Origin of the sequence: Streptomyces himastatinicus ATCC 53653 (genome assembly GCF_000158915.1) — a bacterium.
Lineage (GTDB): Bacteria > Actinomycetota > Actinomycetes > Streptomycetales > Streptomycetaceae > Streptomyces > Streptomyces himastatinicus.
In genome coordinates this window covers 10,478,941-10,491,941 of the sequence record NZ_GG657754.1, presented here as the reverse complement: position 1 = coordinate 10,491,941, position 13,001 = coordinate 10,478,941, and the positions used below count along the sequence as shown (strand labels likewise).

Below are 13,001 nucleotides of genomic sequence, written 5' to 3'. Positions count from 1 at the left end.
CGCCGTCCGAAGCGGCTCGGCCGAGGTGAAGGGACGGGATGATCATGGCCGACGACTTCAGCCGTGCGCGGGCCATCGTCGAAGACGCCCTCGTGGAAGACCCCGACAGCGGCGTGTACCGGGTGCGGCGGGGCGTCTTCACCGACGAGGAACTCTTCGAGCTGGAGATGAAGCACATCTTCGAGGGGAACTGGGTCTACCTCGCCCACGAGAGCCAGATCCCCGAGGTCGGTGACTACTTCACCACGTACATCGGCCGTCACCCCGTCGTCATCTCCCGGGACAAGCAGGGCGAGTTGCACTGCCTGATCAATGCGTGCAGCCATCGTGGCGCGATGCTCTGCCGCCGGAAGACCGACAACCGCACCACCTTCACCTGCCCGTTCCACGGCTGGACGTTCAGCAACAGCGGTCGGCTGCTGAAGGTGAAGGATCCGCGCGAGGCCGGCTATCCGGAGCAGTTCAACACCGACGGCTCGCACGATCTGAAGAAGGTCGCCCGCTTCGAGAACTACCGCGGTTTCCTCTTCGGCAGCCTCAACCCGGACGTCAAGCCCCTCACCGAGCACCTGGGCGACGCGGCGGTCGTCATCGACATGATCGTCGACCAGTCGCCGGAGGGCCTGGAGGTGCTGCGGGGCTCCTCCACCTACCACTACGACGGCAACTGGAAGCTCCAGGCGGAGAACGGCGCCGACGGCTACCACGTCTCCGCCACCCACTGGAACTACGCCGCCACCCAGGCCCGCCGCACCTCCGGCGAATCCAGGAACGACACCAAGACCATGGACTCCGGCGGCTGGTCCAAGCAGCAGGGCGGCTTCTACTCCTTCGACCACGGCCACCTGCTGCTGTGGACCAGGTGGCTCGACCCCACCAACCGACCGCTGCACGACAAGCGCGAGGAGCTGGCGGCCGAGTTCGGGGAGGAGAAGGCCGACTGGATGATCGGGGTGTCCCGCAATCTGTGCCTGTACCCGAACGTCTACCTGATGGATCAGTTCAGCTCGCAGATCCGGCACTTCCGGCCGATCTCCGTCGACAAGACCGAGGTCACCATCTACTGCATCGCCCCCAAGGGCGAGCCGGCCGAGGCCCGGGCGCAGCGCATCCGGCAGTACGAGGACTTCTTCAACGCCACCGGTATGGCCACCCCGGACGACCTGGAGGAGTTCCGCTCCTGCCAGAAGACCTACCTGGCCGAGTCCATGCCGTGGAACGACCTGAGCCGCGGGGCCGTGCACCGGATCGACGGTCCGGACGAGGACGCCAAGAAGATCGGCATCCACCCGATCGCGAGCGGGGTGCGCACCGAGGACGAGGGCCTCTACCCCATCCAGCACGGCTACTGGCTCGACACCCTGCGCAAGGCCCTGGAGGCGGCGAAGTGACCACGGCGATCGAGGAGACCACACTCGAAGGCATCCGCCAGTTCCTCTACCGCGAGGCGCGGTATCTCGACGACCGCGAGTTCGAGAAGTGGCTGGAGTGCTACCACCCGGACGCCGAGTTCTGGATGCCGGCCTGGGCGGACGACGACCAGCTCACCCGCGACCCGCAGACCGAGATCTCGCTGGTCTACTACCCCAGCCGGGCAGGTCTGGAGGACCGCGTCTTCCGTATCCGCACCGATCGCTCCAGCGCCACGAGCCTGCCCGAGCCGCGCACCGGCCACAACATCACGAACGTCGAAGTCACCGGCCGTGACGGCGACCGGGTCGACGTGCGGTTCAACTGGTTCACGCTCTACTACCGCTACCAGAGCGTCGACACGTACTTCGGCACGTCCTTCTACCGACTCGACCTGTCCGGCCCCGAACCGCTGATCAGGCGCAAGAAGGTCGTCCTCAAGAACGACTACGTGCACCACGTCGTCGACATCTACCACGTCTGACCCGATCGCATCCTCGTGTGAAATGAGCTCCCGCATGCCTTTTCAGGTCGCCCTGAACTTCGAGGACGGCATCACCCGGTTCATCGAGTGCCGACCGGACGAGACCGTTGCCGAGGCCTCCTACGGGGCCCGCATCAACATCCCCCTGGACTGCCGTGACGGCGCCTGCGGGACCTGCAAGTCGCTGTGCGAGTCCGGCAGTTACGACGGCGGTGACTACATCGACGAGGCGCTGTCCGACGACGAGGCCGCGAGCGGCTACTGTCTGCCCTGCCAGATGACTCCCCGGAGTGACCTCGTCCTGCGCATCGCCTCCTCATCGGCCGCCGCGAAGACCGCCGCGGCCAGGCACCAGGCCATCCTTGCCGACCTCAAGCGGCACTCCGCGACCACCGTCGAGTTCACTCTCGACGTCGACGACCGGGACGCGCTGGACTTCCTGCCCGGCCAGTACGCCAACATCGCCGTGCCCGGCATGGGCCAGACCCGCTCGTATTCCTTCAGCTCCGGCCCGGGGCAGCGGCAGATCTCCTTCCTGGTCCGCATCATCGACGGCGGGGCGATGTCCGGTTATCTCGCCGAGCGCGCCCGGGTAGGTGACCGGCTGGAGTTCACCGGCCCGATGGGCGGCTTCTACCTGCGCGGCCTCGCTCGCCCCGCGCTGCTGCTGGCGGGCGGCACCGGTCTCGCACCGCTGCTGTCGATGCTGGAGCACCTCACCCGGAAGCCGCCCGCGCACCCGGTCCACCTGCTGTATGGCGTCACCACTGATCCGGACCTGGTCCACCTGGACACCTTGGAGGACTACGCGGAGGTCATTCCGGGGTTCACCTTCGACCATTGCGTGGCCGACGCCAACAGTTCCGCCCGTAACAAGGGCTTCGTCACGAGCTTGATCGACTCCTCGACGCTGCGCGACGGCGACGTGGATGTCTACCTGTGCGGCCCGCCCCCCATGGTGGAGGCCGTACGCGGCCATATCGGCTCTCTCGGCGTGGCACCGGCGGGCTTCCATTACGAGAAGTTCGGCCCGGCCGGGGTGCGCGAGACGGCGGAGGCGGCGTGAGCGCGTACGCACCGCATCCCGGCCGGTTCGCCGGTAGGAAGGCCGTGGTCACCGGAGCGGGCCAGGGCATCGGCCTCGCGGTCGCCCGGCGGCTGAGCGCCGAAGGGGCCGAGCTCGTCCTGGTGGACCGCGCCGAACCGGTCCGGGACGCCGCCGCCGGCCTCACTGCCCACGCCGTCCTCGCCGATCTGGAGACCTACGAGGGTGCGCGGTCGGCGATCGACGGCTCCCTGGACGTGCTCGGCCGGATCGACGTGCTGGTGAACAACGTGGGCGGCGCGATCAACTTCAAGCCGTTCACCGAGTTCTCCGCCGAGGAGATCCAGGCGGAGATCACCCGCTCGCTGATGACGACGCTGTGGTCCTGCCGCGCGGTGCTGCCGACGATGGCGGCTCAGGGGACCGGGGTGATCGTGAACGTGTCCTCGGCAGCGACCCGCGGCGTCCACCGCATCCCGTACTCCGCGGCCAAAGGCGGCATCAACGCCCTCACCGCGTCGCTCGCCTTCGAGTGTGCCGAGCACGGGGTCCGCGTGGTCGCCACCGCGCCGGGCGGGACCGAGGCGCCGCCACGGCGCGTCTCCCGGGGCACACCGGCTCCGCGGAACGCACAGGAGAAGGGCTGGTTCGAAGCCCACATCGCTCAGACCCTCTCCTCGAGCCTGCTGAAGCGGTACGGAACGCTCGACGAACAAGCCGCCGCCATCTGCTTCCTGGCCTCCGACGAGGCGTCCTACATCACCGGCACGGTGCTGCCCGTCGCCGGCGGGGACCTCGGCTGATGCGCTCCACCTGGCAGTGTGCCCCGCACGACCCGCCTGCGCCGGCAGGCGCCGGTGTTAGCGTGCCGGCACATGAGTGACCACTCTGAGCTGCCGCGACGTCCGATCGGGCGGGTCGGTGAGATCGCCGCGCTGACCCGTTCGATCAGCGCCGCCTGCTCAGGCAGCCCCGGACTGGTCCTGGTCGAGGGACCTGCGGGCATCGGTAAGACGGCGCTGGTCGGGCATGTCCTCGATCAGCGTCGTACGCACGCCGTCCCGCCCCTCGTCCTGCGCGTCACCGGGGTGTCCTGGGAATCGGACCTTCCGCTCGGGATCGCCGAACAGCTCGTACGGGCTCTGGGAGCCGGTACCGACCTGCCCGACCCGGCGGAGCCCGCCGCGGTGCTCGACACCGGGCGTCTGCTGTGCCGCCAGTGGACCGCCCGGCAGGATCGGGAACCGGTGATCGTGGTGGTCGAGGACGCCCACTGGGCCGATGTGGAGAGCCTGCGTGCCCTCCACTCCGCTGTGCGCCGGATGCCGGACCAGCGGGCCCTCGTGATCCTCGTCGCGCGGGACCAACCGTATGAGCTGTACGGGGTGAGACGGGCACCCGAAAACGTCCACCTGGCCGTCCTGCGGACCTTGGAATTCCTCGACGGCTGCACGGTCGACGTCGTACGTCCCGGGCCGCTGACGCCCCAGGACGCCCGGACACTCGCCCGCCAGGAACACGGCCTCGCGCTGGACCTCCCGGCGGCCCGGCATCTGTGCCGTCACACCCGGGGCAATCCGCGCCACCTCACGCAGCTGTTGCGCGAACTGCCCCGCGAGACCTGGCAGGAATGGCGACCCGAACTGCCCGCCCCCGCACGCTACGCCGCGGTCGTCCGCCACCGGCTCTCCGAATGCGGCGCGCAGGCCCGGCATCTGGTGGAGGCCTGTTCCGTCCTGGGAGACGACGCGACGCTCGCCGAAGCCGTCGAACTGGGCGGTGTCGGCGATGCTCTGCCGGCCGCGGACGAGGCGCGGGCGGCCGGTCTGCTGACCGCCACCATCGACCCCGGGCGCGCACAGCTGGCGTTCGCTCACCCCCTGGTTCGTGCCGCTGTCCTCACCGGCATCGATCTGACGCGGCGGGCCGCGCTGCACCGCCGCGCGACGAGGATCACCGCGGACCGCGGACGGCAGCTGATCCACCGGGTGGCGGCCATCACCACGGCCGATGAGACGCTCGCCGACGAGCTCGACCGGTACGCCGCCGAGCACGCCTCCGCGGGAGAGTGGTCCGCGGTGGCCGACAGCTTGGTGCGGGCAGGCAGGCTGAGCACCTCACGTACCGCGCGCGAGGACAGGCTGCTGCGGGCGGTTGACGCGATGATCGGCGCGGGAGACATACCGCAGGCTGCCGCGTTCGCCGCAGAACTGGAGAGCTTCCCGGCCAGTACGCTGCGCGACGTCGTCCTCGGCTATCTGGCCATCATGCGCGGACGGCCGCCGGAAGCCGAGGGCTTCCTGACCGATGCCTGGGAACGCTGCGACCCGGCGCGCCACCGGGACCTGATGGCCATGATCTGCCAGCGTCGGGTGCTCCACGCCCTGGGCCGCTGGGACGGGCACGACCTGGTCTCCTGGGCTCGCCGCGCCATCGAGCTGGCGGATCCCGACGACCCCTCCGCCATCGAGTCGGAGGCCGTGCTCGGCCTCGGACTCGCCGCGATGGGCCGTCCCGAGGAGGCCTTCGCGGCCTACGAAACAGCCGCCGCCAAACTCGTCGGCGGCGCTCAGCCCCAGCGCTTCCAGCTCGGCCGGGGCTGGGTGGACCTCGCTCTGGACGCTCCCGAAGCCGCCCGACACAGACTCGAGGCCGCCGTCCCCACCGGCTATCGCCTGGGCTCCACCCGCATCTCGCTGTGGGCCCAGGGCTGGCTGGCCCGCACACAGTTCGCACTCGGTGCGTGGCAAGAGGCTCTGGAGACCGTGCAGCGGGCCGCCGCCCGGCTCGCCGACGTCCGGATCGAGCTGGTCCGCCCGATGGTGCACTGGACCGGAGCCCAGATCCACGCGCTCCGGGGCGACTGGGAGGCGGCCGATCACCACGTGGCCGAGGCCGCCGCCGACCCCCACCATTACGAGATCATGCTCGTCCCCTCCTGCCTGGCCCGCGCGCAGGTCGCCGAGGCGCGCGGCGACTACGACCGGGTCGTCGAGGCTCTCACCCCCGTCGTCCAACTCCCCACCCGCAGGTCGATCGACGAGCCGGGCTTCTGGCCCTGGCCTGACGTCTACGCAAACGCCCTGGTGATGACCGGTCGCCTGGACGAGACCGATGTGTTTCTCGCCCCGCACGAGGAGCGGGCCGCCCGCCTCGGCCGTCGCTCCGCCATGGCCCGCCTGGGGTTGGCGCGCGGACGGCTTGTCGCCGCGCACGGGGACATCGACACCGCCCGTCAGCAGTTCGAGCAGGCCCTCACCCACCTCGAACACCTCCCCCTGCCGTACGACCGTGCCCGGGTCAACTTCGCCTACGGCCAGACGCTGCGCCGCGCCGGCAAGCGCCGGGAGGCCGATACCGTCCTGAGGAACGCCCGAGACGCCTACGCCACCCTCGGTGCGGGCACGTTGGTGGAACGCTGTGAACGAGAGTTGCAGGCAGGCGGGCTGCACGCCGTCCGCCTCAGTCCGGGCATGGCCCAACTGACCCCGCAGGAGAGGGCCGTGACCCGTCTCGTCGCCTCCGGAGCGACCAATCAGCAGACGGCGCTGGAGCTGTTCATCTCGGTCAAGACGGTTCAGTACCACCTGACCCACGTCTACTCCAAGCTGGGCATCCGTTCCCGCAGTGAACTCGCCGCACGATTCAGGGAGACGCCGACCATCGAGTGATCCGCAGTCCTTGGGAACGCTCGATGCCGAGAAAAATGCTGGGTCGCGTCTCAAAGGTGGTGTACCTGGGCGGAGTTATCCACCCAGTGCCAGTTCACCGGGTCGTACTGCCACTTCAGCGCGTTACGCCCGGTCCCGTAGCCCTTCAGGGCGGCCTCCACCGCGGCCGCCAGGCCATCGAGGTCCTCCGGCACCGGCACGCGGAGCAGCAGGTGCTGCTTGCGGTGGGCGAGGAGAAGTTCGCCGGCGGGCGTGCAGTCCAGCAGGGCGAAGTGCGTAAGGGCCTTGAACGGCTTGTCCTCGGTGGACATCCGGGATCGCAGACGGCCGTCGGCGTCCCACGCGTACAGGCCGTAGCGGTTGAGGTGGAACGCTCGCGCACGGTGTGGGTCGGCCACCACGGTGAAGCAGAAGCCCGTGAACGGGCTGTCCTTGTACGGGTCCAGCCCCTCCAGGCGGCCCCGCACCATTCCCTGATCGTCGAGGAGCGCGAAGGTGAAGACCTGGCCCCGGTTGCCCGAACGGTAGATCTTCCCGAAGACGGGTACGACGAACAGGTCGTCGCCCAGCGGCGCCGGTCGGCCCATCCTGGAGTCGAGGTAGTCATAGGGGCTGCGGGCGTCCTTGGACACGACCTCGGTCAGCGAGGGTGCCGGGCGGTTGTCGCGCCCCACCGGCGCGCCCCGGAAGCGGACATGAGGGTAGTGGTCGGCGTCGATCTGCCGGGCGGTGCGTGAGTCGTGGGTCGCGATGGCCCGCAGTGTGGCCTTGGAGCCGGGGGCCAGACCGCTGCCGGGCTCGGAGAGGGCGACGATGTTCGGGTGCGCTCCAGCCCAGTTGCTCAGGTTGTACTCGGACGTCGTGCACAGCAGCAGGCCTGAGGGAGTGACGGCTATCGACGCGGCGTAGGGATCGCCTGTCCTCGCCTTTTCCTCCTCCCAGCCCCAGGGCATCGGCCAGGAGGCCAGGACCCGGCTCAGGTCCGAGGAGATCAGGTGGGTGCTTCCCGGCTTCGAGCTGAGAGCCACCGTCCCGTCCGGGAGGACCGCCAGGTTCGGGCTCCCTCCCTCCTCGATCGCCGAGGAGGTACCGTCCGGCCACGGCTGCCCGAACAAGGCGGTGGCGACGGGCGTTCCGTCGGGGGCGTGCCGGGTGATCATCTGGTAGCCGAAGTTCTGCTCGGCGGGGTCCGTCGAGCCATCGGCTTCCCCGCGGTAGCGCCCCGCCCCGGACAGCGCGTACGTGTCACCGGCCGGCGTCGCCACGACGTGGTGTGTCATGAACCCCCACCCGTCGGCGGCTGGGTCGACATGATGGGTGTCCATCAGTGAGGCGGGCAGAGTCAAGGGCAAAGTCATGGTCACGATCGGAATTCTCCACCCGACCACTGACAGCGGTCGGGCGTAGGCATCACCGACACTCCTCGGCGTAGCGGGCCCCACGCGTTCAAGATGATCATCCCCGCCGCGCCGGAACCGCTCGAACCGACCCCACAGACCCACGAAGGCTTCGAATGGCTCTACGTGCTGGGCGGATGCCTGCGGCTCGTGATCGGCGAGCGCGACCTGACACTGCCGCTCGGTGAGGCAGCCGAGTTCGACACGTCCCTGCCCCACTGGCTGGGCAGCGCCGACGGTGGCGTGGTTGAGCTTCTCATCCTGTTCGGCCTGCAAGGGGTGCGTGCGCACTCTCTCCTGGCGAAAGCAATGATGTCGTCATGACATTGTCAACGGCGTTCACGAAGTTATTCGGTGTGCAGCACCCGATCGCGCTGGCGCCCATGGGCGGGTCCTCCGGGGGTGCCCTGGCGGCAGCAGTCTCACGTGGCGGTGGGCTCGGGTTGCTGGGCGCCGGAGACGGGGATTCGGACTGGCTGGCCCGCGAGGCCACCATGGTCAAGCAGGGGACCGACAAGCCGTGGGGTATCGGCTTTCTGACCTGGGCAATCGATGCGGATGCGGTCGAGCGAGCGCTGGAGTACCAACCCAGGGCGATGATGTTGTCCTTCGGGGATCCGAGCCCGTTCACCGAACGCATCCGCCAGTCCGGCACGACGCTCATCATCCAAGTCACCGATCTCGAGGAAGCCAGGCAGGCGGTGGAGCTGGGCGCCGACGTCATCGTGGCGCAGGGCACCGAGAGCGGTGGACACGGGGCCCGGCACGGACGGTCGACCCTGCCGTTCGTGCCGACCGTGGTGGACCTCGTCGCACCGGTTCCGGTGCTGGCAGCCGGTGGAATCGCTGACGGTCGTGGGCTGGCAGCTGCCCTGGCCCTGGGTGCCGCGGGGGCGCTCATCGGCACCCGCTTCCAGGCCTCCGCCGAAGCCCTCGTCCCTCCGTCGATCGCCACCGCGATCCTCGAGGGACGCGGGCAGGACACCGAGCGAAACCGCGTCCTGGACATCGCCCGGGGCTCCGCCTGGCCCGCGCAGTACACCGCTCGGACCCTGGGCCATCGCTACCTCGACCAATGGAGGGGCAGGGAAGCGGAACTCGCTGCTGACGTGGAGGCTCAGCGTGACTACCAAGACGATGTGGCACGGGGCGAAGTGCCACCGGAGCCGGTTTGGGCCGGCGAGGCTGTCGATCTCATCACTGGCCTGTCACCCGCGGCCGACTTGGTTTCCCACCTGGCCGCGCAGGCCGAGGACATCTTGAACCGGGTGGGAAGACACTGAAGGCGACGGCCGCTGTCAGACGGCCCGCCGCTCGTCAGGGCGGGCCGTCGAGACAAGACGCACAGGCCAGCCGGACGCGGAGAGGCCGCGGTTCCCGGCCCGCCCGCTACCGCTCGGCGTCCGCGAGCAGTTGGAGCGCAAGCTGCTGGAGCTCCGGGCCCGCCTTCTCCGGGCTGCCGGTGTCGAAGGGCGGATCGGGATCGTACTCCACGGCGAGCTGCATCGCCTGCGCCACCTTCTCGTCCGACAGGCGGGCGGCGAGGTGCAGACCCATGTCGATACCGGCGGAGACCCCCGCCGCGGTGATGATCTTCCCCGCTTCGACGAACCGCCCCGGGGTGTATTCGGCGCCCAGGTCCGCCAGGTAGGAGCGGCCGGCCCAGAAGGTGGTGGCGGGCAGACCGCGCAGCAGCCCGGCCGCGCCCAGGATCAGCGAACCCGTGCACACCGATGTGGTCCACACCGACCGCCGGTGGATGTGGCGGATCCAGTCCAGTACGACGGTGTTCTCCATCGTCGCCTTGGTACCGCTGCCTCCCGGCACCACCAGCACATCGGCCCGGTCCACACTGTCCAGGGAGCGCTCGGCCACCAGGGTCAGTTCGCCGGTGTCCGTACGGATCCGCCCGGCCTTCTCGGCCACCATGGTCACGGTCACCCGCGGCACCCGGCACAGCACCTCGTACGGCCCGACCGCGTCGAGTGCGGTGAACCCCTCGTACAGCAACACCGCCACGGACACCGAGTCCGCATCGCCTCGGTGGCTCGCCGGGCCACCGGCCTCCGGTGCCACCGCCCGGGCCGTCGACGCCCCGACCGTCGTCACCATCCCCGCCCCCAATCCACTTGCCGCGGCTGCCTGGAGCACCGTGCGACGGCTACGGTTCACATCTGCCATGAAGGACGCCCTCCCCTGTGATCACCACCGGCCCAGTACCGGCACAACCAGTAGTCGGACCACATCACGGTCGAGTTCCCGGTATTTCGGCTTCGCAGCTCTGTGTGAAGTGGCTGGGCCTGCCTCCCTGCCGCACCAGGCGGCCCAGTCGGGCCGCCTCCTTCCGGGACATGAGCGTCCAGGTGCCGTCGGTACGGTGCAGGGCTGCCGAATGCCAGGGGGTGGTCCAGACGTCGGGGGCGTCGAGGAGGCGGATACCGAATTTGGGGGCGCCGATGGGCTGGGGGTGGATGGACAGGCGGACGGCGCGGGGGTGGTGCTGGGCTATCAGGTCGCCCCAGGCGCGGCTGCGCTGGATGACGCCGTACGCACGGTCGCGGCACTCGCGTTGCAGGGCGGAGCGAGTGCCCGCATGGTCGGCGGTGTCTTCGAAGAGGAAGCGGGTGATGCCCCGGTAGAGGGCGAGCGCGTGGTCATCGGCGCGGATCTCGGCTCGCAGGGCCTCCACCGTGGGGGCATGGCGCCCATGGATGTGGGCGCGTTTCGTGTCGTGCGGGAGGTCGCCGAGGACGTCACGCAGGTCGAAGACGGACAGTCTGCTCAGGCCGTGTTGCTCCATGACGATGCGTAGTTCGTCGGCGTAGGCGTCGATGTGCTCGTCGGGGACGTGGATGAGGTCGCCGAACACGTGACCGTCGGAGCAGATGATCAGGCGGGCGCCGGGCGGGTAGATCCGTTCGATCTCGGTGCACAAGGTGTTCAGGAAGGTGAGAGAAAGACGTTCCCCCTGGTCGGGGAGGTGGCCCAGAACCTTGGCCGGGTTGGGGGACTTGCAGGGGAAGCCGGGCAGGGTGAAGACGATGGTGGCGCCCTCACGCACGAAGTCGTTGATGCGGCGCATCTGGCGGGGGAACGCCTCCGCCGAGGCGGGGGCCCGGTCGGTCGTACGGTGATGGGGCAGGAGCAGGTTCAGGATCGCGGCGCTGATGTCGGTGGCGGGGGCGGTGGTCGGCGGCATGGTCGTCGATGACATGTCGTTCTCCTGAGGTATGCGGGCACGTCGACATGGCGCCCTGGCGAGTGTCGGGGGCCAGGGCGCCGTTGGTCAGCGGGAGGCGGTCAGCCGGAGCCGGAGCGGGCCGTGAAGCGCACTCCGGTCAGCCGGAAGCCGGTGTCAGAGGCGTCGGTCGTAGCCGACGGGCAGGTGGTTGGTGCCCCGGCCGAGGACGGCGGAGATCCATTCGATGTCCTCGTCCGCGATGGCCAGGTGCAGGCCCGGGAGCCGGGCGAGGAGCGTGCCCAGGGCGATCTGGAGTTCGGCGCGGGCGAGGGCGGCGCCGGGGCAGAAGTGGATGCCGTGGCCGAAGGCGAGGTGGGGGTTGGGACTGCGGTCCAGATCGAGGGTGTCGGGCTCGGGGAAGCGGCGGGGGTCGCGGTTGGCGGCGCACAGGGAGACGATCACCGAGTCGCCGGCCGGGACGCGCGTGCCGTGCAGGTCGTCGTCCTCGGCGAGGAAGCGCCAAGTGGTGAGTTCGAAGGCGCTGTCGTAGCGGAGGAGTTCCTCGACGGCGCGCGGCAGGAGCGCGGGTTCCGCGCGCAGCCGGGCCAGCTGGTCCGGATGGCGGAAGAGGGCGATCAGAGCGGTGGTGATCTGGTTGGTGACCGGTTCCTGGCCCGCCACGAGGAGCTGGAAGATCATGGAGTCCAGCTCTTCCTGGGACAGTTCGCCGCGGTCGCGGGCGGCCACCAGGCAGCCGAGCAGGTCGTCGTCCCCGTGTTCGCGCTTATAGCCCACGACGTCGGCGATGTAGCTCTGTAGGCCGTGCAGACGGGCCTCGTACACGGGGCGTGCGGGGTCGGTGGGGCCGACCGGCTGCACGACCTTGCCCCAGTCGCGGTCGAAGCGGGCGGCCAGCTCCTGTGGCAGGCCGATGGCTTCGGCGAGTACCTGGAACGGGAAGTGGGCCGCGAAACCGGCGACGAGGTCGGCGGGACCGGTCTCGGGGAGGGCGTCGATCAGCGCGTCGGCCAGTTCCTCGATCCGGGGGCGGAGCTGTTCGACGCGCCGTGGGGTGAAGGCGTCGGTGACGAAGCTCCGCATGCGGGTGTGTTTCGGCGGGTCCTGGTGGAGGAGGTGGACCTGGAGCTGGGAGTGCTGCGGCTCCGGCATGATCGAGGCCCGGGCGCGCCAGCGGTCGTTGCCCCGGTCGTGGTTCTTGCCCAGGCGGTCGTCGTTGAGGGCGGCGTGGGCGGCGTCGTAGCCGGTGACGAGCCAGGCGTGCACACCGCTGGGGAAGAGCACACGGTGGACGGGCCCGGCCTCGCGCATCCGCTCGTACAGGGGGTAGGGGTTGCTCTTGTAGGGGCAGCCCATGAGCGGGACCGGGTCGGGAAGGGAGTCCGACTGGGCCTTCGGTTCGACGGCCGGAAGGGGGTCCTGAAGGGTCATGCGATGCCTCCTCAGAGGGCGAGTTCGGGCTGGTAGTGGTCCAGCCACAGGGCGAGGTCGACGACCCGTTCGAGGCGGAGGCGATGGCCCCACTCCAGTTGGTCGGGCGGGGTGTCGAGGCAGGGTTTGATGCGGGTCTCGTCGGCCAGGGCACGGACCTGTGCGGTGGCCAGGGCATCGCGGGCCATGTTCTGCAAGCCGCGGTTGTAGTCGGGGTGGTGGGTGGCCGGGTAGTGGTTCTTGGGGCGGTACAGCACCGACTCGGGAGCCACTCCGCTGCCCGTCGCGCGCAGCAGGCTCTTCTCCCGGCCGTCGAAGCTCTTCAGCGCCCAGGGGGTGGCGAAGGCATATTCGACAAGGCGGT

The 13,001-nt window shown here is 69.7% G+C and carries 11 protein-coding genes and 1 pseudogene; 7 read left to right on the top strand and 5 right to left on the bottom strand.

The window, feature by feature from the left end:
- Positions 1-38: 38 nt before the first annotated feature.
- The 5 genes from benA to SSOG_RS44105 all read left to right on the top strand — a co-directional run bounded on the left by benA (position 39) and on the right by SSOG_RS44105 (position 6,610).
- Positions 39-1,391: a benzoate 1,2-dioxygenase large subunit gene (benA, locus tag SSOG_RS44125; protein ID WP_009720828.1), complete on the top strand. Its 1,353-nt coding sequence runs from the start codon at positions 39-41 to the stop codon at positions 1,389-1,391.
- Positions 1,388-1,894, top strand: a complete 507-nt coding sequence (gene benB, locus SSOG_RS44120; RefSeq protein WP_009720827.1) for a benzoate 1,2-dioxygenase small subunit — start codon at positions 1,388-1,390, stop codon at positions 1,892-1,894. The genes benA and benB overlap by 4 nt, the downstream gene beginning before the upstream one ends.
- A 34-nt stretch (positions 1,895-1,928) precedes the next feature.
- Entirely contained in the window at positions 1,929-2,960 is a 1,032-nt protein-coding gene (gene benC / locus SSOG_RS44115) for a benzoate 1,2-dioxygenase electron transfer component BenC (RefSeq protein ID WP_039940218.1), read from the top strand.
- Complete coding sequence (gene benD / locus SSOG_RS44110) at positions 2,957-3,742, top strand: benzoate diol dehydrogenase BenD (RefSeq protein ID WP_039940215.1); 786 nt, start codon at positions 2,957-2,959, stop codon at positions 3,740-3,742. Before benC ends, benD begins: the two co-directional genes overlap by 4 nt.
- Positions 3,743-3,814: 72 nt before the next feature.
- Positions 3,815-6,610, top strand: a complete 2,796-nt coding sequence (locus SSOG_RS44105) for a helix-turn-helix transcriptional regulator (protein ID WP_009720824.1) — start codon at positions 3,815-3,817, stop codon at positions 6,608-6,610.
- A gap of 50 nt (positions 6,611-6,660) precedes the next feature.
- Here the strand turns inward: SSOG_RS44105 and SSOG_RS44100 are convergent, their stop codons facing one another.
- Positions 6,661-7,890, bottom strand: a complete 1,230-nt coding sequence (locus SSOG_RS44100) for a hypothetical protein (RefSeq protein WP_245606524.1) — start codon at positions 7,888-7,890, stop codon at positions 6,661-6,663.
- Between the two features lie 144 nt (positions 7,891-8,034).
- Between SSOG_RS44100 and SSOG_RS44095 the strand changes: the two are divergent.
- Positions 8,035-8,331, top strand: a pseudogene (locus SSOG_RS44095) (cupin domain-containing protein); the annotation flags it as partial.
- Positions 8,328-9,290, top strand: coding sequence for an NAD(P)H-dependent flavin oxidoreductase (locus tag SSOG_RS44090; protein ID WP_039940213.1), 963 nt, complete (start codon positions 8,328-8,330; stop codon positions 9,288-9,290). The pseudogene SSOG_RS44095 and the gene SSOG_RS44090, both read left to right, overlap by 4 nt.
- Positions 9,291-9,396: 106 nt before the next feature.
- On the opposite strand, the gene SSOG_RS44085 is transcribed toward SSOG_RS44090, so the two are convergent.
- The 4 genes from SSOG_RS44085 to SSOG_RS57115 all read right to left on the bottom strand — a co-directional run.
- Entirely contained in the window at positions 9,397-10,119 is a 723-nt protein-coding gene (locus SSOG_RS44085) for a DJ-1/PfpI family protein (RefSeq protein WP_342634403.1), read from the bottom strand.
- 133 nt (positions 10,120-10,252) lie between these two features.
- Entirely contained in the window at positions 10,253-11,206 is a 954-nt protein-coding gene (locus tag SSOG_RS44080) for an L-tyrosine/L-tryptophan isonitrile synthase family protein (protein WP_009720819.1), read from the bottom strand.
- A gap of 156 nt (positions 11,207-11,362) precedes the next feature.
- A complete protein-coding gene (locus tag SSOG_RS44075; protein ID WP_009720818.1) occupies positions 11,363-12,637 on the bottom strand; it encodes a cytochrome P450 family protein in 1,275 nt (424 codons plus the stop codon).
- 11 nt (positions 12,638-12,648) lie between these two features.
- The coding region (locus tag SSOG_RS57115; RefSeq protein WP_009720817.1) for an asparagine synthase-related protein at positions 12,649-13,001 on the bottom strand (353 nt) is incomplete at its 5' end.

Coding starts and splice junctions, on each gene's coding strand:
- benA (WP_009720828.1), top strand. CDS start 39: ATGATCATGGCCGACGACTTCAGCCGTGCGCGGGCCATCGTCGAAGAC.
- benC (WP_039940218.1), top strand. CDS start 1,929: ATGCCTTTTCAGGTCGCCCTGAACTTCGAGGACGGCATCACCCGGTTC.
- SSOG_RS44105 (WP_009720824.1), top strand. CDS start 3,815: ATGAGTGACCACTCTGAGCTGCCGCGACGTCCGATCGGGCGGGTCGGT.
- SSOG_RS44100 (WP_245606524.1), bottom strand. CDS start 7,890: ATGACACACCACGTCGTGGCGACGCCGGCCGGTGACACGTACGCGCTG.
- SSOG_RS44090 (WP_039940213.1), top strand. CDS start 8,328: ATGACATTGTCAACGGCGTTCACGAAGTTATTCGGTGTGCAGCACCCG.
- SSOG_RS44085 (WP_342634403.1), bottom strand. CDS start 10,119: ATGGTGACGACGGTCGGGGCGTCGACGGCCCGGGCGGTGGCACCGGAG.
- SSOG_RS44080 (WP_009720819.1), bottom strand. CDS start 11,206: ATGCCGCCGACCACCGCCCCCGCCACCGACATCAGCGCCGCGATCCTG.
- SSOG_RS44075 (WP_009720818.1), bottom strand. CDS start 12,637: ATGACCCTTCAGGACCCCCTTCCGGCCGTCGAACCGAAGGCCCAGTCG.